Below are 19,465 nucleotides of genomic sequence, written 5' to 3'. Positions count from 1 at the left end.
TTATAAGTTTGATAATTATTGCCCATATCCGGGATTTTGGTCTACTTTATTTGACAAACGGCTAGTCCACTCAAATGGCAACGGGCGTAAATAATGTTTCTCACTGATATTACATGTATTGACATGTCCTGCTTGCAAATTGTATTTCTTGACACGTTCAATGAGTTTGCCTGTCCGTTTCAAGTCTACCCAACAATGAGCCTCTCCGGCAAGTTCACGACCCCGTTCATCAAGAATCAAATCTATATCAACCTCGTTTTCGGACAATTTGTATTCGTCTTTCCAATCTTTCCCGTATGCTCTCTTTCGCAGCTGATTGATGTACGAAGCCGCTTTATCCGGTTCATCATTCTTGTAATAAGCTTCAGCTGCTAACAAATACACTTCTCCGAGACGCAACAGGAACAAATCCCTGATTCCTTTGGCATCATCATACATACCTGGTTCCCAGAATTTATTAAGGAGCGGACGGGCATTATTGGCATCTCCTGCCCAATCATTTGACGTGCGTCGATGATACATATTGTTATTGAGTACTGTATATCCTGCTTTATCTATCCTTTCAAAACTCCATGGCTCATTAGGGTATGGCATATAGATAGCAGTGTCATTTTTTACAATTGTCTTCTTTACATTCGCTTTTTGTGGATTGGCTCCTACTTGCGGAGAATAATTTTTAGCATCTTTGTCAGCTAGTAACATACGTAGGAATGTTCCGTCAAAACGTTTGTCGATTTTAAAACTGGATTGCGGTGGCAAATTCACAACAGCGATTCCATCCGATGTCCCATTTGTTATTTCTGCAGTAAGCGGCTTACCTGTACTTTGGTCCACTCCAAAAAGATATATAAGAAAGAAAGATTCCGAAAATTTATTTAATCGTCTGTTGTAACGAGTTGAACGGTCCATACCTGTCCATCCATCATATGAGCCAAAAAGCGTATGAGTAGTATTTCCTTTACCATTTGTCGTAAGGTCTGAAGAATATTGTACGGAGAAAATTATTTCCGAATTTTCTTCATTTTCCGGGACAAACAAATCCGAATAATCTGTCAGAAGCGAATAAGGGCCTTCGTCAATGACCATACGGGCATATTCTGCCGCTTTTGAAAAGTCCGTACTTTCGGCATAAGATTTATAGCCACGTGTCAGATAAAGTTTCGACAGTAGTGAATATGCCATTCCTTTACTGACACGACCGAACTTGTCTACCTGCCAGTCGAGTGCATATAATACATTTTCTACATCAGATATAATCTGATCGTATATTTTTTCTTCCGGATCCCTTACTGCAGTAGTATTTATATCCTCAGTATGCTTTAACATTAATGGTATGTCCCCGAATTGCTCAACAAGATAATAATAATATAATGCCCGCAAAACAGTAGCTTCTGCCAACCGTGTCTGTTTCAGCTCTTCGTCCATTTCAATGTCTTTGCATTGATCCAGTACAATATTGGTTCTATTTATTCCCTGATAACAACGAGTCCAGAAATTATAGAATACTTTATTGTCAGATGTATGCGTTTGGGTACTATAAACATTAAAATCAGTAGCGGTCCAATTGGCACTTTCCGGAATACCACTTCTTCCGAACAGATCTGTTCCATCAAGCCATAATGTCTTGTCTTCATGTATATCCCTTAAAGAAGAGTAACATGCATTTAGAGCAAGTTCTAGACCTCCAGCAGTTGTGTAAGTGGTTTCAACTGTTCCAATATGAGACGGATCCTCTTCCAAAAAAGAACAACTGTTTAATGATAGTGCTGCAATAAATGCTGTCAGCAAATATTTTTGAAATTTCATATAGTGTGTGTTTAATGGTTAAAATGATAGATTTATACCTCCCATAATAGTCGTATTGGCCAAAGCACTACTATTTACCGAACGTTCTGCCCATTCGGGATCCCACCCGTCATATTCGGTGAAAACAAATGGATTTAAGGCAGTGAGATAGACTCTTAACCGCTCAAGTTTTAAATTCCGTAACATTTTAGGATTAAATTCATATCCTAGTGTAATATTACCGACTTTAACGAATGAACAGTCCTTATAGTTAGCAGCTTTACGGATTTCACTATTTGCCTGCGAACCCGGTGCCCAATGTTTCGCCCCTTGGTTTTCCGGAGTCCAGTAATCATAGTTCAGTACATTGAAACGACCAGAATAATCACTCGCAAATGTTTCATGGAATGTACTCAATTTTTGTTCACCAATACGTGCATAAACAAATACAGACAAATCAAATCCTTTATAGTTGAAGGTATTGGTCATTCCACCTGTCCATTTCGGATCCATATTACCTATAATCTGCTTGTCATATTCTGACGAAATAACTCCGTCATTATTGAAGTCTTTCACCTTAGGCTGTCCGGGAAGCTGTCCGTATTTGTTAGTCGTTGTAAAAGTTGGAGTACCATTAAAATTGTCACGTAAGGCCTCTCCAATCTGCCAGATACCGTCATATACATAAGCATAATTTGTTTTTACCGAATGTCCTATAAAAAGCCCATTGCCAATATCATCTGCATTATCTCCATATAGTCTCTTGATTTTATTACGATTCATTGCAAAGTTGATATTGGTTGTCCATTGAAAATCCTTTGTCGTGATATTCACAGTTGTTAAAGATAGCTCTATTCCCTTGTTATTCAGTGCTCCGACATTATCACTTACTTGATCATAGCCGATATGCGTGGGCAGTTTACGAGTTAAAATCAAATCTTTCGTATCTTTGGTATATATGTCAGCACTGAATGATACCCGATTGGAAAATAATCCTATATCAAGTCCCAAGTTAAACTCCTCGCTCTTTTCCCAACGCAAATTTTTATTAGCGAGAGTTGTTGGGATGAATCCTACTCCGGGTTCTCCTGCGAAATCGTAATCTGCACGTGATAGTAACATATATGAGGAATAGGATTTTGCACGGTCATTTCCACTGATACCATAACTTGCCCTTAATTTCAAATTAGACAAATTTGTAAATCGTTTCATGAAAGCCTCTTCACTAATAATCCAGCCAAGTGCCGCTGAAGGGAAAATTCCCCATTGGTTATCTGTTGATAAACGTGAGGAGCCATCAGCACGCCCGGTCACAGTCAACAGATAGCGATTGTTATATATATAATTAATACGCATCATGGCCGACATCAGGTTTGATTTGGTCAGAGAACTGTCTATGCCACGAACTTTATCTGCAGCTCCCATATTATTCCATAACGTATTCCACAGCATACCTTCAGCTTCCATATTATTCCAATCAGACTCACTAGATTGCATACTGAACAAACCCGTTGCCGTAATTTTGTGATTTCCATATGTCTTATTGAAAGTTAACGTATTATCCCAAGTATATGCATATGATGTCTGCTTTCTGAGTGATGAATATGCCGGATTTCTACCCGCATTGGCTTTGGTGTAAACATCTTCAAAGATTCCCGAACGTAAATAGCTGAAACTTGGATTAATACTAGTCTGAAATGAGAGAAACTTCCAAGGTTTGATATCGACATATATTTTTCCCCAAGCTTGAATTTTCCTGTTCTCACGTGTTGAATTTTCTTTTTCAAAGTATGGATTCGGTATCTGTTGTTCCCACGTATTCAACCAAAATATTGGTTCGGCATTATCGTCAAAGCAACGAGTAGTAGGTCTCGTTCTATATATGGAACGTAATGCTTCACCTCCTGCCAAATTAGTATTTGTATAGTTTACGTTAATACTTCCACCGACATTTATATACTTACCTACCTTTGCCGACATTTTCAGGTTGGCAGATAAACGTTCAAATCCTTCCGGTTCAAGATTTCCTTCTTCCTTTGTATATCCCAAACTCAAATAGTGGGTAGATTTATCATTCCCGCCAGATACTGAAACGTTATGTGAAGTCTGCATACCATTGCCGATTAAAAAGTCTATCCAATCGGTGGTAGTCCCATTCAACACATTATTTCGTTCTTGATTATCAATGCGGTGTTGCCTGTTGACATTCCCCCAATAAAGATCCATAACGTCGTGCATACGAAGAAATTCTTGTGCTGTCATCATATCGGGTTTGTCACGCACTATTTTTACGCCAAAGCTACCATCATAACTAATTCTGTTTTTGCCTTTCTTGCCACTTCTAGTCGTTATGATAATAACCCCGTTGGAGCCTCTTGAACCATAAACTGCTGTTGCCGATGCATCTTTAAGTACATCCATTTTTTCAATACTGTTCGGATTTAATACAGAAAACATTGAAATATCCCCTTCAACTCCATCAATAATAATAAGAGGAGGAGAATCTTGTCCGATAGTATTAGTTCCCCGAATCTCAATCATCATCTCCGAACCAGGCTTACCACCTGTATTCACCACATTAACACCTGCTATTTGTCCCCTCAGCGCTTCGGCTGCGGAAACAGTGGCTTGTCTCGCTATCTCATTTTCTCTCATTGAGGCAACAGAACCGGTCAAATCAGACTTCTTTTGCACTCCATAGCCCACTACCACTACCTCATCAAGAGCTGCTACATCTTCACGTAAAATAATGTCGAGCATCGGTTGCTTTCCCACCTTGACAGTTAGTTTTTGAAATCCCAAATAAGAGAATATCAAAGACTCATCTGGTTTTACTCCTTTAATTGTAAAATGTCCGTTAGCGTCTGTAATTACTCCGTTTTGCGACTCTTTCACTACTATGGATACTCCCGGCAGTGGTTGTTGCTGTGAATCACGCACTATCCCCTGTATGGATTTAGTTTGTGCGAACATTGTAAAAGATGTAAATAGAGCGATTAGCAAAAAAACGTCTTTTAGCAGTTTCCGTTCTCTAAAAAATAGGTGCATAAATTTAAGTTTTAAAAAGGTAATAACTAATCTGTGTTTCACTAAGATAAACCTCGAGTGTATTTATCATTGGCAAAAGTATCGAGTAATAGAGCATAATATTATAAATATTCTTGCAATTGCTACTACTTTCTTTGCATAAAATATTTCTATGTTCTTATTAACAGAAGATTTTGAGAAAAAATATCTATGTTTGTATTACAGTTATGAAAAACCAATATTTTAATCAACGTTCAAATCTTAAGTTATGAATTTCCTGCTGGCATTGATGACACTATTTACCTCCACTAATATGCTAGGGCATAAATATGAGAGTATCACGGTAGACGACGGATTAAGTAATATGATTGTAAGATGCACGTCCCAAGATAATAATGGAGTATTGTGGTTTGCTACCAATAGTGGCATGCAATCTTTTGACGGTACTAATTTTACAGATTACCATATTCAGAATATGGATGGTGCAAGTAGTTCCGATAACCGTTTTCAGCAAGTCTTGACTAACAAACAAGGGAAACTTTTTGCTATCAACCGTTCAAATGTATTCAAATATAACAGACTGTCTGATCGCTTTGAAGCTATTTTCTCCTTTCAGGGAGATTCTACCTATACAGGAATCATTAACTTAATCAACATTTTGGAGAAAGACAGAATATTCGTCTCAACAAATCATGGCTTATATATATCACGTTCTTCCGGTGAACTACCATATGAATATCTTCCTATAGGAGATTGCAACGGAACTGCAGTTTATGATAATAACATTTTTGTAGCAACATCTAATGGAATAATAAAACTCGAAGTTTATGCAGATAAATACCAACCAATTGCCAAACATCGGTTTACTTCTCTTGGAAATGCTCCGGTCAGGTTTATATATGCCGACCGTCACGGAAATATTTGGTTGCAACAAAAAGGAGGCGGAATTGTCTTTTTTGATACAAAAGGAAAAAAAACAATTCCCGAATGGAATTCTGTCCTAGCTAATAAACCTGTACGTGCAATCACTGAGTATGATGGTTTATTTGTAATTGCCATTGATGGTTTGGGATTACTTTATTGTGATTCTCAACTTCATTTTATCGCTATTGACAAACCAAACGATGACGATGAACATTCTTTAACTATCGACGGTATTTATCATCTTTTCAGGGATAGAGACAATTATTTGTGGATATCAACTTTTGCAGGAGGAGTAAACTATATAAATCCTAATTCATGGGGATTCCATCATATTAAACATGAGTTGAATAACAAAAATAGTCTTTCTAACAATAGTGTCAGAGCTATAATGGAAGATAGTGATGGTAATCTATGGTTCGGCAATAAAAATGGAGTAAGTTGTCTAAATGAGAGAACCGGAAAATGGAAGCATTTGAGACAATTACCTTCCAATACCGTATTGGCACTGGCTGAAGATATTGATAATAATATTTGGATATCCGCTTTTTCGGCAGGAATTATTGTTTGTGATAAGAAACTTAATATTCTACGTACGCTAAACCGGGAAAACTCTTCACTTTTATCAGATGATATTTTTGTCATTTTCCGGGACTCGGATTCAGACATGTGGCTGTCTGGAGAAAATGGAATTCTATCTTTAGTTAAAACATCATCAGAGAAAATAATAGAATATAAAACAAATAATGTAGTAAGAAGCATCATCGAATTAAAAACCGGAAAAATTATAGCTGCCGGTTCTGCAGGTATTGATTTGATTCATAAAGAAACAGGAAAAGTCGACAGAATTTATCCCCCTACTACCGGAAACTCAAAAGTATCGATGATTTATTCTATCATTGAGGACAATCGAAAACACCTATGGATTGCATCGGAAGGGGATGGAATAATGAAAATTGATACTATCGGAAATATTCTCGAACATATATCCACAAAGGAAGGTCTTATTTCAAATGTAGCCTATGGTCTGGAACTGTCTCCGAATGGCCATTTATGGATAAGTACCAATAAAGGATTGTCACGTTATGATATCAATAACAAGTCTATTATTAATTTCACAAAAGATGCGGGGTTGGGAATGAGTGGTTTTATGTACTGTTGTCACACTCCTGTCAGTAACGGAAGACTAGCATTTGGAGGAATAGGAGGAGCCGTTGTTTTTAATCCGGCAAATATACATTATTCATACAAAAAACGCCCACTTATATTTACCCATCTCCACGTTTCGAATCAGTTAGTAACTCCGGGCAAAGATGCTCCAATAAAGAAAGCCATTAATGAATGCGAGAATATCATATTGAAACATTATCAAAATGCTTTCTCAATAGGTTTTAATACTGTATCTCCCATTGACGATGTTTCCCAAGAATATGAGTGGATGCTGGAAGGTATTGACCGGGAATGGTCTCCTTCATCTGCAGATAATATGGCAGTTTACAATAATCTTCCTTCAGGAAAATATCTGTTTAAGGTACGTACTTCTCATGTACATTCGGAAGAAACCGTGCAACGTGAAATCAGTATCATAATTTTACCAGCATGGTGGGAAACTTGGTGGGCTTATTTACTGTATACACTTTTCGTTATAGGAACAGCTTTATTTGTTTTTCAGCATCTGCAAGGAGTAATACGTTCCCGGGTTAATGCCAATAAAGTCAAACTGTTTGCCGGCATAGCTCATGATATAAAAACTCCTTTATCAATTATCCGGTTGTTGCTGTCTAATATTAGACATAGATTGCCTGATAATGATTTAGAATCGCATAAAGATATAAAACTGGCTATCTCTCACTCCGATCATTTAGCTGATTTAGCAAATAAATTACTCGAAGTGGAGAAATCAACCAATGAAGTCATGCCTGTAAAGGTTGCCAAATATAGGATTGAAGCTTCCATTGATGGAATTTCATATGCTTTCGCTTCGATTATCGCACATAAAAATATTCAATTAGAATTCAAGTTTCCGGACACACCTACCTGGGCTTGGTTTGATATGAATATGTTCCAAAAAGTTATATACAATTTATTGGATAATGCTATTAAATACACTCCTAATGGTGGAAAAGTAATAGTCAGCACAAGCATAATTTCCAAAGTCTGCCGGATTATTATATCTGACACTGGAATAGGTATTCCTGATTCGGAAAAAAAGAAAATCTTAAAAGAATATTTTAGAGCGACAAATGCTGTCAATTCTTCTGAAAGTGGAAGTGGAGTAGGATTACTGTTAGTAAAAGAATTGGTGAAACATATGGGTGGCAATATTTCTTTTTCATCCAAGGAAGGGGAAGGTACTACTTTCATAGTAGAATTACCATTAGGAAAAGAGCACATCAAACATTCCGATATAGTAATTGAGGATTATGCCCTGCCAAAGCAGTTTCCTGCCGGACACCATAAAATAATGATAGTAGAAGATAATACCGAACTTCGTAATGTGATTTGCCAACAATTGGAAGGTATCTATACCATATTTGCAGTTGGCGATGGTAAAGAAGCTCTTGAAATGTTGGAAGAATCAGTCCCTGATATTGTGATAACTGATTATATGATGCCACGGATGAATGGTATAGAATTATGCAAACATATGAAAAAACAACCACAATTCAAATATATCCCAATTATTATGCTCACTTCCTTGTCATCAAATGAACATAAAATAGAAGGATTTAACGTCGGAGTAGATGCCTATATTGAAAAGCCATTTGATATGAATGTCCTGCTTTCACGGATAGAAAATATTATTCATAACAGGAACATTATTTTAAAATCAAATATAGAACCGCTTTCTGTTGATACAGATTTACAGGAATCTTCTGAAAATCATTTGCTTCGAGTGTTCGAAGCTCATGTTTTAGAACTATTATCCGATAGTGACTTCTCTGTTGAAGACATCTGTAATCAAATGGGTATCGGATATACGACATTTTATCGTAAAATCAAATCTATGACAGGAAAGACACCTGTTGATATTATAAATGAAATACGGCTTAAAAAGGCTGAAGAATATTTATCATCAGGCAAATATACCGCATCACAAGTCGGATATATGACAGGATTTTCCAGTCCCAGTTATTTTGCTAAGGTATATAAAAAATATTTTGGTTACACTCCTTCACAGAAAGTACGCAAAAATTAATAAAATCAACATAGATCAAACAATTACAATTTGGGCGGGACAATACGGATATGAAAATGGCATCAGGACATCTAATTTACCCGATAAAGTACATTTGATAACTGGTATTGTCATCAACTTCAATACAAATCCTTACTATCAACAAATGATGAATGGATATTATTTGATGGCGACTCACGATAAACAAACAAATGACAAAAACAAATATTAGGAATGGCTTTAGCAATAGATTCCACTAATTATGTACGTGTTTTTGACACTCCTAATGAGGGTGAGCTAACTACCACTTGGTGTGCAGAACTTAAACCAAATATATTAAGAACTCGCAAAAAAACGGCAAAATTTGGATAAATAAAGTAAGTGTTTGGTATTGAGGAGAGTTAAGCCAAATTCTTCTATACCTTTCCAAATCGCTAAAATGCAGGATAATGAAAGGTTAAGAGAAAGATTTGCTACTTATCCGTTGCCTTTTTTAGCCCCGGATAATCCAGCAAAATAACGCTTGACCACCTGCGGTTTTACCGTTCACCATGCAAAGAGCCCTATATTTTGCCCGTAAAGATAACCGTTTTTTTCCGTTTTTCATGGAAATACAGGTTATGTTACCGGCATCCGGGGTTTTATTCTTTGTTCCGCTATAATTTTCATAACTGTAAATAACTCTATATCAAGTAATTTTGCAACATAAAAAATAGAGTTATGAAACAGACGGATGTAACGGTTACGTTCTACCTCAAAAAGAGCGAAATGAATGACGAGGGACATTGCCCGGTCATGGCGAAACTTGCCGTCGGCAAATTTTCAGAAGCGGCTTTTAGTGCGAAAATGTCCGTACCTGCTGCACTGTGGGCATCCGGACGTGCCACGGGTAAAAGTAACGCCGCGCGGGAAATCAACCGACAACTGGACGATTTGCGAGCTTCAGCCATTTCCATTTATGACGAACTGTCAGCCACCCGTGAGAATGTAACGGCTGAAGAAATAAGGAATCTGTTGTTGGGGACGGCTTTCGGGCAGGAAACCCTGTTGGGTTATTTCCGGACGTTCATCGAACATTTCGAAAAACGTGTCGGCGTGAACCGGGAAAAGGGAACAGCACAATCTTACCGCTATGCTTGTAACTGTGTGGCTGCTTTCATCCAGGAGAAATACAAGTTGTCGGATGTTCCTTTCACGGCCCTGAACCGTTCATTCATCGACAACTATGACCTCTACCTACGCACGGAGCGCCGCTTTGCCCTGGGAACTATCGTGTTGCTTGTCACACGGTTGAACACGATTGTCGGGGAAGCCATCGCGGAAGGGATTATCACTGCCGACCCGTTCGCGGGGTATGAAGCCGAACATCCCGAGCGGGAACAGAAATACCTTACCGCCGCGGAGTTACAACGGCTGATGACCACACCCCTGCACGACCCGAAACTCTACCATATCCGCGACCTGTTCCTCTTCTCCTGCTACACGGGTATCCCTTACGGGGACATGTGCCGCCTGACGACGGAGGATCTGGAAGTGGCCGAGGACGGTGAGGTATGGATCAAGACCGCCCGCAAGAAGACGAAAATCGACTATGAAGTGCCGTTGCTCGACATACCGTTGCTCATCCTCGACAAGTACCGGGATATGGCCCCGGAAGGGAAACTGCTGCCGATGTACAGCAACAACGAACTCAACCGGACACTGAAACGTATTGCCGCCATTTGCGGGATTGAACGGAAGCTCGTCTTTCACTGCGGACGCCATACCTACGCCACCGAGATCACGCTTTCGCATGGTGTCCCGCTTGAAACCGTCAGTAAAATGCTGGGGCATAGCCGCATTTCCACGACGCAGATTTACGCCAAAGTGACCGATGACAAGATCGACATGGATACCCGGTATTTAGAGGAAAAGATTGCCGGCCGCTTCTCGGTAGCTATTTAATCTATCATTGACAATCAAATTCACAACGATTATGGAAACGAATAATAAAGAGATAAAACGCCGCAGCACGTTCTCCCTGCTGTTCTACATCAACCGCACGAAAGTCCGCAAGGACGGAACATGTAAATTGTTATGCAAGGTAAGCATCGACGCCAAGTCGGCCCCGATCAATATCAACGCGTTTGTCGAGCCATCCCTCTGGAATCCAGAAACCAAAAGGGCGAACGGACGAAGCGAGAACGCCCGAACGGTAAACCTGGCAATAGAGAAACTGACCGAAAAAATCACCGGACATTACCGCCATATTCGTAAAAGCCTCGGTTTCGTGACGGCCGAGCTGGTCAAAAACGCCGTGGAAGGAATCGGGCAGAAACCGTTCACCCTCCTTGCCTTGTTCCGCGAGCATAACGAGGAGTTCCGCAAGCGTGTCGGCGTGGATCGCAAGGAAGAAACCTATAAAAGCTACGAGAACTCCTATAATATTTTAGCCTCCTTCGTGAAAAAAAGGAAGGAAAAGGAGGATGTAGCGTTGCGGAGCCTTGATCGGGAGTTCTACGATGATTTTGAAATATTCCTGCGTACAGATCGTGAAATGAAACCCAAGACAGTACACGAGCATCTTTACCGGTTGAAGAAAATGACCAAGCGGGCTGTCAGTCAGGGCACACTCCGGCGCGACCCTTACGGGAAGCTGCACCCGGAACTGCCCCGGCGCAAGAGCCGCCATTTGAAACTCGAAGACCTCAAAAAACTGATGGAAACTCCCGTCGATAAACCCAACCTCCAGCGGGTGCGGGACTGGTTTCTCTTCGCTACCTTCACGGGGTTGTCCTACGCCGACCTGAAACGCTTGTCCGAAAAAGACATCACGCAGTCGGACGACGGAACGTACTGGATACACATCCGGCGCCAGAAGACCGAAACGCCCTCGGCCATCCGCCTGCTGAACGTGCCGTTGCAGATCATCGAGAAATACCGCCACGAGCGTAAAAGCGACAGGATTTTCAACCTCTATTGCCGGGGGTATCTCATCAAGCTCACCAGAGAACTGGGACGGACATACGGCTTCGACATGACCTTTCACAAGGCGAGGCACAATTTCGGGACACATATCACGCTCTCGTTGGGAGTGCCTATCGAAACTGTCAGCCGCATGATGGGACACAAGAGCATTTCCACCACGCAGATTTACGCCAAAGTGACCGACCGCAAGGTAGACGAGGACATGAAACGGCTGAAAGAACAGACCAAAGGCCGGAAAATAAATCTCTACGAGGAGGACGAACCGGAAACGGCAGATATTATAACGGTAAACGGTTGAACAGTATAACAAAAATTGATAAATTTGTATGACTATGACGACAAGAGAACCTATCAGCATTGAAAACGGGCGGGTGGAAATCCACACGCCGGAGAACCGTGTATGGCTCACGCGCCACCAGATTGCCGACCTGTTCGGAGTCTTCGTTCCTGCCGTGGGGAGCAACATCCGCTCCATACTCAAAAGCGGCATACTCCGTGAGGAGCGGGTTTACCGCCGGGAGCGCAACCGTGACGGCGGTATTGTCGAGCTGTATTCGCTCGAAATGATCGCCGCGCTGGCTTTCCGCTTAAAATCCGGGAATGCCGAAGCCTTCCGACGGTGGCTTGTCCGAAGGGCCACGACGACCGCTGTCGTCTGGCAGCTCCCCGGCATGAACACGATATTGAACTGAAAAAGAAGAACGGCCAACGTTTTGGCCGTTCTTCTTTTATACCCATTCCTGTCCCCCGATACATTTCTTCCGGGAATCTTCCAAGAATTTCTGTATCTCGGATTCCATGTATAGTACCTTGCCCTGAATCAAATAATAGGGAATGATCCGCGCCGTGCGGTATTCCTGCAATGTACGCCTGCTGATTTTCAGCAGCCGGGACAATTCCTCGTCGGTGACGAACCGCTCTCCCTTGAGTGTCCGGCCTCCGGAGGATTCCAGTTTATCCAGTGCCTTGCCGGCCTTTTCCAAACGCCGGAAGAGATCCGCCACACGCGGATCGTGCTTGTCGATGAAATAATGGCTCATAACGCGGCGGTATTAGGATAGTGCGACGATTGCAGCAGTTTCCCGACATCTTCCGGTTTGTAGAAGATTTTGTGACGGATGCGGCTGAAAGGCAGCAACCCTTTCTCCCGGTAGGTTTGCAGGGTACGTTTCGATATACCCAGCACGTCACAGACATCCTGGTTGTCCAGCCATTTTTTCAAACTCACGTCCTCTTGCCTGCGGCATAACGCCTCGGCTTTTCTTTCAATGGCTTCCACGTGCCCTGCCAGCGCGTCGAAAGCCTTCACGTCCATACTTATTATTTCCATGTTCTGTTTCATTTTTTGTTTCCCGGATGCCCAAAAGTACACAAATGGACAGTATCTTGTTATCAGCCAGTGGCATATGGACGTATCCGTCTTAAAAGTGGCAGCGAGTGGCGCCACGTCCGGCGGAAACGATCCTCCGCCGATACGGGATCGGCACGCTCCGATACGCCAATCGCCCGTGAAAGGAAATGTTCGCGGGCGATTTATCATTCCATGCAGGGTGAGCCGTGAACCGACTTTCGCGAGCGTTCACGGCATATCGTTTTCTCCCCGTTTCTCTCCCATAACCTTTTCCTCTCTTTTTTTTCATGCCGCGGAGCGCGGTATGGAAATCTGTTGTCAGTAGCAAAGGTAGTTACGGGGCTCACGCTGCTGCAAGATCGGGCCGCGGGGCGGTTTGCCGCAAAATCTTCCTCTTTCCCTGCGGGCGAGCGTATTTTCCGACAAAATCTTGCAGCAGCTATCCCCGACACCTTTTGATGCTACCGAAACAGATTCCATCCATACCGGCTCCGCTACGGCATAAAAAAAAAGTCAAAGGTTATGAGAAACGAAGAGAAAAATAAATGGAAACAGAAATCCTCCAACCTTCCACTTGGCATAAAGGCAAAGGTCGGGTTGGCGGTAAAGGTCGGGGCGGTGGCTTTGGGCTTCCACGTGTGGGGTATCGACTTTATTTGGGTCGTTTTGGGCTTCACGTTCTGTTATGACATCCTGCGGGGCATTTTCTCCTGCCTTGTTTCTCTCGTGGCTCTAACCGGCTTTTTCTATTTCCTATTCACTCACATCTTCTAAATTATTACAGGTATGACAAAGTACATTTCATTATTCGGAGCGACTACCACGGACACGCAGGTGCAGGTAGTCAAGGAAAACCAGATAATCATCGGTATCGGTGCGGGTGCGAGCAGAAAGCGTTACGTCGTTTACCATGTGGAACACACCGCCCGTGGCTACGTGTACCACATGGTCGATACCGAAACAAAGGAAATCAGCCAAACGGACATTCTGCGACCCCTCTCGCAAACATTCGGTATCGGCAGGTACTACGACGACGTGAACCCCGAGTTCATGGACGCTTTCGAGGTGGCTTTGCTCGTGGGGCAGGCGGAAGAGCAAGCCACGGCGCAGGCCATCGCCGCCGCCAAAGAGAAAGCCGAGCATGACCGCATAGCGGAAATAGGGGCGCAGAGGTTACGCCGCATCATGCCCGAAGGGGTGCAGGGCGTAATCATCGCCGAACTCAACGAAACGGAATACACTGACCCCTCTTACGAGTGTTCGACCACCCGAAGCGTGCGTACCGTCATTCTCGGCTTTTCGGCCACCTCCCGCAACGGCTTCGGGGAGTTGAGAAAGGCGGCGGCCAATTTCCCGCAAACGGCGCACCTCTCCGAATACGACCCCAAGAACGAACACCGCTATCCCGTTTTCACGCTCGGCAAAAGTCCGAAATACGGGTGGAGTGTCTGCAAACTGACCCACTACACCCGTGAAGGGTACATCGACAGGCTGGCATATATCGCAGGAAACGAGGAGAATATATGTCTGCCCGAGCCGAAAGACGAAAAACGGGCGGAACGCACTGAAACGAGCGTGCAAGGCGGGTTTATCATCGTGGACTATTCCGAGAAGGCGATAGCCGTATTCGGGGACACCAAGCCCGTCAAGGACGCCCTTCACGCACTCGGGGGACGCTTCAACGCACGGCTGACGCATGACGGGCAGAAGAAAGCGGGATGGATTTTCCAAAAGACCAAAGAGGACGAGGTGCGGCGGCTTCTCGGAAAGGACGAATAAATGTTGAACACGGGGCGGCTCGCCGCCCCACAATACCAAAAAATCATGGCACAAGGAACAGATTATTTCAAACTGACGATACAGAACTATCTCGACGCACGGGCACGGGAGGACGAACTTTTCGCACCCCGATACGCCAATCCGAAAAAGAACATTGACGATTGCTGCACTTTCATCATCAACCAAGTACGGCAGAGCGGTTGCAACGGGTTTGCCGACGAGGAAATATACTCTATGGCACTCCACTATTACGACGAGGAGGACATCGACATCGGCAAACCCGTCAGTTGCAAGGTAGTGGTCAATCACACCGTTGAACTGACCGAGGAGGAAAAAGCCGAGGCACGGCGGAACGCCATACGGAAGGCCGAGAGCGAAGCCTACGCCAAGTTGGCGAAAGCCAAGTCCAAACCCAAGAAAATCGAAGATAACAAACTAATGCCCAGTCTATTTTAGTTATGAAACCGAGAACAAAATTCCAACAGAGCGTTGTGGCGGCAAGTAAACACCTGCCGCCGCTTACCCCCGCACAAATCGAATGGGGGTACAAGAACTGCATCGAGCATATCGGACGCCGCACGCCGAAAGGACTTATCACCTGCACCGAGTGCGGCCACACGTGGCAGAGCGAAAACGGAGAACTCACGGACAATCTGTTAGGGTGCGAGTGTCCGCACTGCCACACCACGCTGAAAGTGGAAACCACCCTGCGCCGCAAGTTCAACGATTACGAGTATTTGTGCATCGTAACCCGCTGCAAGGGTTTTCAAGTCCTGCGCTTCGTCTATATCGAGTGTTGGGCGAAAGTGGGACAGACGCCCGTTTACACCCATATCGAAGCCGTACAGCGGTGGATTGCCCCCGACGGACGCTCCGCAACCTTCGCACGGCTGCGCCCGATGGGCTTCTTCGTTCACGGGTGGAGTTGGTCGAGCGCATTGGAGCTGCGGGCGGAGAACGACGGGAAATACAACATCACGCCCACACGCATCTATCCCCGGCAACGGCTTATCCCCGAACTGCGCCGAAGCGGCTACGGCAAACAACTCCCCGATGTAACCCCTTTCGACCTTATCCACCTGCTGCTCTCGGAGAACAAGGCCGAAACGCTGCTTAAAGCAGGACAAACGGCACTCGTGCGATTTTTCGCCCGTTCCTCCCGCAATATCGCAGACTATTGGCCGGCCATCCGTATCGCCATCCGTAACGGGTACGCTATCGGGAAACCGACGGAATGGTGCGACTACATCGACCTGCTGCGATTTTTCGGGAAAGACCTGCATAACGCCCATTTCGTGTGTCCCGCAGACCTGCCCGCAGCGCATGACCTCTACATGGCAAAAAAACGGCGGCACATGCAAATGGAACGGCGGCAGGAGGAACGGCGCAAGGCGTTGGAACAGGAAGCCTCGTTTGTCAAAGCCAAAGGGCGGTTTTTCGGAGTGGAGTTTTCCGACGGGGAAATCTGCATCAAGGTATTGGACAGCGTTGAAGCCATACGGCAGGAGGGCGAGGCCATGCACCACTGCGTGTTTACCAACGAATACTATCTGAAAGCCGACTCGCTCATACTCTCGGCCACAATCGACGGCAAACGTATCGAAACGATAGAGGTGTCCCTAAAACGCATGGAGGTCGTGCAGAGCCGTGGCGTGTGTAACAAGAATACCCCATACCACGGGCAAATACTGAAACTGATGAAGGGGAACATGTCCCTTATACGGAAACGAATGACAGCATAAAAATCGGGGCGGCGAAAGCCGCCCTACAAAAAAACAAAACAATGAAAATCATCTATAAAAGCTACATGGCACGCCCGCTCAAACCCTTCGGGGAATGGGATTGGGAAGTTCGGGAAGCAGTCAAGACAGTCATTGCGCTCGTCGAGGGGAAAAACGGGTTCAGAACCCATTCCGAGATATGGCGAAGGTGTAACCTCGTCATTACCGTGGGACACAACATCTACACCACGAGTATCGAGATACGACCACCCGAGCAGGACGTGATACGCCGCAGGAGCAACTGGCATAACGGCTACGCCTACTACTGCAACGGCGTGTTCTGGGCAAACATGAGCAGGGTTAAAGTGGAACTTGTCTGATTAAAAAATTTCGGGGCGGCAAAAGCCGCCCGTAAAAAGCGAGAATATGAAAACGAATGAAGTAAACAAGGAAATCTCCTATGAAACGCTGCTCGTAACCTTCGGCGAGGGTATCGGGCGGCTCAACACCATGTTCGACGACCCGCAGGTGTGGGGCGTTGCCACGCTGAAGCAGTGGATCGACGGGTATGAAACTACGCGCTTCACCGAAATCGACGACCGAACGGCGGTTATCACATCCGAATACAACATGGACAGCGTGAAGGAATGGCTGCAAAAGAACACACCGATTATCAACATGGAAAAACGATAAAATCATGCGCAAGTACAAATTATTCATCGGCTACCGACTGCTGGGAGAGTTTTCCGGTATATGGGAAGCCAAAAATTTCGCCGCTGAAAGCGGCATGAGCGGAATTTTCTCGCTCGTGGGAGAAAATTACCGGGACAGTTGGTACGAACCCAAAAAACAGGACAAGAATGGAAACAAAGATTAAAGACATCACGGGAGCGGAAATAACCGTTACCGACTTAAAAGAGGCGGTACGCCAATGCCGGGAGTGCCTCGCAAGTCCCTACCTGATGCCCTCGGGGCATACCGTGGGGGAAAACCATGCCTACATGTTGCGGCAACTGCTCGCCCTGCAAAGGCGGAAACGGGAACACGGCAGGCAACGGCCGTGAAAATACGACGCGAAAAAAATCGGACGATAACAACCGTCCGATTTTTTTGTTTCCCGTCAATCGACCGCCGTATGGTCGCCCAGCTTCCCGTGCAGTTCATGCCCGATATGTCCGGCAATGCCACGGGGAGAAATTTCAGAGATTGAACCCCACCCGCCATGCGTGTATATGCACGTCTTGAGCGGTTCGGTACGGGAAAGGTAGAACAGATAGCCGTTGCGGAGCAGGATGCCCACGAACACCGAGCCGACCTCGATGTCGGCGATCTCGTCAAAACGTATCTTCCCGTCATTGTATAATACTGCCGTGCCATCCGCATCGGGAATGACGAACAGATCGTCTTCCATGACAATCCCGTGCAACTCGATTAGCGACCCCAGGCATTCACTCGCCGATACCCGGTCGTAATCACCCTTTACCTCATTTGTCGATTTCGTTTCCATATCGCTTTTCTTTAGGTTCAGACAAATACCATACGAAAAAGGCGTGAGAATACGTTAAATACCGGCATTGAGGTACAGCCAAGCACCCATCCACTCGATAGATAATTTCTCCCCACGCCGCTATCGCATACGCTTGACGCATATAGACACGACGATGAAGAAGAGAACTACCCATTATTTTGCGAGCGGATTAAAATTTGGCTGTTTTCAATGCCCCACCATAATGTGTTCCTTCCGTATGTAAATCGCCCGGCGGCACGCCGCCGGAGGATTCGATTGCAAATATAACGATTCTGATTCAAAAAAGTGATATATAAATAGGCTTTTCAAAGGGTATGAGTTATATTTGCATAAACAATGAATCAAATAATAATGGAAGACGATACTTTATCCTTAAAAGAGTTATTATCAATAGATTTAACAAAGGTGCCAGAGCAAGAATCTCTGCAAATTTTGGATAATAATTTTCCTTGTTGTTATATAATAAGAATTGGGGATAGCTTGGAAATAACGCTTGAAGAACATATTTATACTAAATACTGGTTTCACAAATATCATGCTTCTGTATTTGCAGAAGCAATGATAAAAGCAGTTAAACGATTAGCAACAGAGGGGTTTCCCTATTTCAGCGAAGAGTTAGATAATGATGATGATGTACATTTATTTGTAAGATGGGCATTAGCAGAATCTATTCATATACCTAATCAAACACTCATAGATAATATTGAATTGTCATTTAATAAAGTGTACGAAAGGGCTAATAATATGCTGGAAAACTCCGATAGTATTCTCATTTTGGGCAAAGATACAGGAGAAAGTATGGAGCTATTAAAGAGGATACAGACGTATTTAGATAATAAAGGTTTTTATACTTATATTATTAAAGAACAACCAGATCTTTTAGGAGAGAGTGTAATGCAAAAAGTTTTGCGATATGCCCTTTCTTCAAGATTGGTAATAATTGAGAATACAGAACCGAGTGGGCATTTATACGAATTTCCACATATTGTCAAGATGGCAGAAATGCCTACTGTCGTATTACAGCAAAAAGATAAAGGAGCAACGTGGATGTTTGAAGATTTATATCAAAGAATGACTAATATAAAAAAGATAGAATATACAAATGATAATATGGAGGAACAAGTAGATGCCGGAATAAAATGGGCGTTTGACTATTTAACACAATTTGGTATTTATCAAAAAAACACTATTCCCTGGTTGAAATAAAT

General features: G+C 43.7%; 21 protein-coding genes. 15 read left to right on the top strand and 6 right to left on the bottom strand.

All coding sequences use genetic code 11. The annotated features are described in order from the left end of the window. Positions 1-15: 15 nt before the first annotated feature. Together DWZ47_RS20725 and DWZ47_RS20720 are read right to left on the bottom strand one after the other, a co-directional pair. A complete protein-coding gene (locus DWZ47_RS20725) occupies positions 16-1,806 on the bottom strand; it encodes a RagB/SusD family nutrient uptake outer membrane protein (protein WP_117514504.1) in 1,791 nt (596 codons plus the stop codon). Positions 1,807-1,824: 18 nt separating this feature from the next. Beyond that, entirely contained in the window at positions 1,825-4,758 is a 2,934-nt protein-coding gene (locus DWZ47_RS20720; protein ID WP_158570392.1) for a SusC/RagA family TonB-linked outer membrane protein, read from the bottom strand. A 322-nt stretch (positions 4,759-5,080) separates the two neighbouring features. Between DWZ47_RS20720 and DWZ47_RS20715 the strand changes: the two genes are divergently transcribed. From DWZ47_RS20715 to DWZ47_RS20695, 6 genes are all read left to right on the top strand, one after another. Further along, positions 5,081-8,932: a hybrid sensor histidine kinase/response regulator transcription factor gene (locus tag DWZ47_RS20715; protein ID WP_117514501.1), complete on the top strand. Its 3,852-nt coding sequence runs from the start codon at positions 5,081-5,083 to the stop codon at positions 8,930-8,932. Beyond that, positions 8,871-9,143, top strand: coding sequence for a DUF4861 family protein (locus tag DWZ47_RS31400; RefSeq protein ID WP_410492098.1), 273 nt, complete (start codon positions 8,871-8,873; stop codon positions 9,141-9,143). The genes DWZ47_RS20715 and DWZ47_RS31400 overlap by 62 nt, the downstream gene beginning before the upstream one ends. Before the next feature lie 2 nt (positions 9,144-9,145). Beyond that, the gene (locus DWZ47_RS30440) at positions 9,146-9,283 is read left to right on the top strand and encodes a hypothetical protein (protein ID WP_158570390.1); all 138 of its coding nucleotides are present in this window, start codon (positions 9,146-9,148) and stop codon (positions 9,281-9,283) included. A 348-nt stretch (positions 9,284-9,631) separates the two neighbouring features. Beyond that, the gene (locus DWZ47_RS20705; protein ID WP_117514497.1) at positions 9,632-10,855 is read left to right on the top strand and encodes a site-specific integrase; all 1,224 of its coding nucleotides are present in this window, start codon (positions 9,632-9,634) and stop codon (positions 10,853-10,855) included. 31 nt (positions 10,856-10,886) lie between these two features. After that, positions 10,887-12,176, top strand: a complete 1,290-nt coding sequence (locus DWZ47_RS20700) for a site-specific integrase (protein WP_117514495.1) — start codon at positions 10,887-10,889, stop codon at positions 12,174-12,176. A gap of 28 nt (positions 12,177-12,204) precedes the next feature. Further along, the gene (locus DWZ47_RS20695) at positions 12,205-12,570 is read left to right on the top strand and encodes a hypothetical protein (RefSeq protein ID WP_007559043.1); all 366 of its coding nucleotides are present in this window, start codon (positions 12,205-12,207) and stop codon (positions 12,568-12,570) included. Positions 12,571-12,606: 36 nt separating this feature from the next. On the opposite strand, the gene DWZ47_RS20690 is transcribed toward DWZ47_RS20695, so the two are convergent. Both DWZ47_RS20690 and DWZ47_RS20685 read right to left on the bottom strand, forming a co-directional pair. Continuing rightward, positions 12,607-12,918 (bottom strand): helix-turn-helix domain-containing protein, encoded by a 312-nt coding sequence (locus DWZ47_RS20690; protein ID WP_004295430.1) that lies wholly within the window; start codon positions 12,916-12,918, stop codon positions 12,607-12,609. Then, complete coding sequence (locus DWZ47_RS20685) at positions 12,915-13,208, bottom strand: helix-turn-helix domain-containing protein (RefSeq protein WP_004319131.1); 294 nt, start codon at positions 13,206-13,208, stop codon at positions 12,915-12,917. Before DWZ47_RS20685 ends, DWZ47_RS20690 begins: the two co-directional genes overlap by 4 nt. A 543-nt stretch (positions 13,209-13,751) precedes the next feature. On the opposite strand from DWZ47_RS20685, the gene DWZ47_RS20675 reads away from it, so the two are divergent. From DWZ47_RS20675 to DWZ47_RS20640, 8 genes are read left to right on the top strand one after another with little or no spacing between them, the layout of a single operon-like run. Next, positions 13,752-14,003, top strand: coding sequence for a hypothetical protein (locus tag DWZ47_RS20675; protein ID WP_004303766.1), 252 nt, complete (start codon positions 13,752-13,754; stop codon positions 14,001-14,003). 12 nt (positions 14,004-14,015) lie between these two features. Beyond that, on the top strand, positions 14,016-15,008 hold the full coding sequence (locus DWZ47_RS20670) for a hypothetical protein (protein ID WP_117514493.1): 993 nt from the start codon (positions 14,016-14,018) through the stop codon (positions 15,006-15,008). Between the two features lie 45 nt (positions 15,009-15,053). Continuing rightward, a complete protein-coding gene (locus DWZ47_RS20665; RefSeq protein WP_009132163.1) occupies positions 15,054-15,464 on the top strand; it encodes a PcfK-like family protein in 411 nt (136 codons plus the stop codon). A 2-nt stretch (positions 15,465-15,466) separates the two neighbouring features. Beyond that, entirely contained in the window at positions 15,467-16,750 is a 1,284-nt protein-coding gene (locus DWZ47_RS20660; RefSeq protein WP_040311991.1) for a PcfJ domain-containing protein, read from the top strand. A gap of 41 nt (positions 16,751-16,791) precedes the next feature. Further along, positions 16,792-17,109, top strand: coding sequence for a hypothetical protein (locus DWZ47_RS20655; RefSeq protein ID WP_117514491.1), 318 nt, complete (start codon positions 16,792-16,794; stop codon positions 17,107-17,109). A 46-nt stretch (positions 17,110-17,155) separates the two neighbouring features. Then, positions 17,156-17,422, top strand: coding sequence for a DUF6956 domain-containing protein (locus DWZ47_RS20650; protein ID WP_117514489.1), 267 nt, complete (start codon positions 17,156-17,158; stop codon positions 17,420-17,422). Between the two features lie 4 nt (positions 17,423-17,426). Then, positions 17,427-17,606 (top strand): hypothetical protein, encoded by a 180-nt coding sequence (locus DWZ47_RS20645; RefSeq protein WP_004295439.1) that lies wholly within the window; start codon positions 17,427-17,429, stop codon positions 17,604-17,606. Then, entirely contained in the window at positions 17,590-17,793 is a 204-nt protein-coding gene (locus tag DWZ47_RS20640) for a hypothetical protein (RefSeq protein WP_004295440.1), read from the top strand. Before DWZ47_RS20645 ends, DWZ47_RS20640 begins: the two co-directional genes overlap by 17 nt. A gap of 56 nt (positions 17,794-17,849) precedes the next feature. On the opposite strand, the gene DWZ47_RS20635 is transcribed toward DWZ47_RS20640, so the two are convergent. Beyond that, positions 17,850-18,236, bottom strand: a complete 387-nt coding sequence (locus tag DWZ47_RS20635) for a hypothetical protein (RefSeq protein WP_117514488.1) — start codon at positions 18,234-18,236, stop codon at positions 17,850-17,852. Beyond that, positions 18,214-18,411, bottom strand: a complete 198-nt coding sequence (locus tag DWZ47_RS20630) for a hypothetical protein (RefSeq protein ID WP_004303784.1) — start codon at positions 18,409-18,411, stop codon at positions 18,214-18,216. Before DWZ47_RS20630 ends, DWZ47_RS20635 begins: the two co-directional genes overlap by 23 nt. A gap of 197 nt (positions 18,412-18,608) precedes the next feature. Here DWZ47_RS20630 and DWZ47_RS20625 point away from each other — a divergent pair, with 197 nt between their 5' ends. Beyond that, positions 18,609-19,463, top strand: coding sequence for a hypothetical protein (locus DWZ47_RS20625; RefSeq protein WP_042971400.1), 855 nt, complete (start codon positions 18,609-18,611; stop codon positions 19,461-19,463). The last annotated feature ends 2 nt before the right edge of the window (positions 19,464-19,465 follow it).

It is taken from the genome of Bacteroides sp. AF32-8BH, assembly GCF_003435205.1.
GTDB lineage: Bacteria > Bacteroidota > Bacteroidia > Bacteroidales > Bacteroidaceae > Bacteroides > Bacteroides ovatus.
This window is presented reverse-complemented; position numbering and strand designations above follow the sequence as displayed.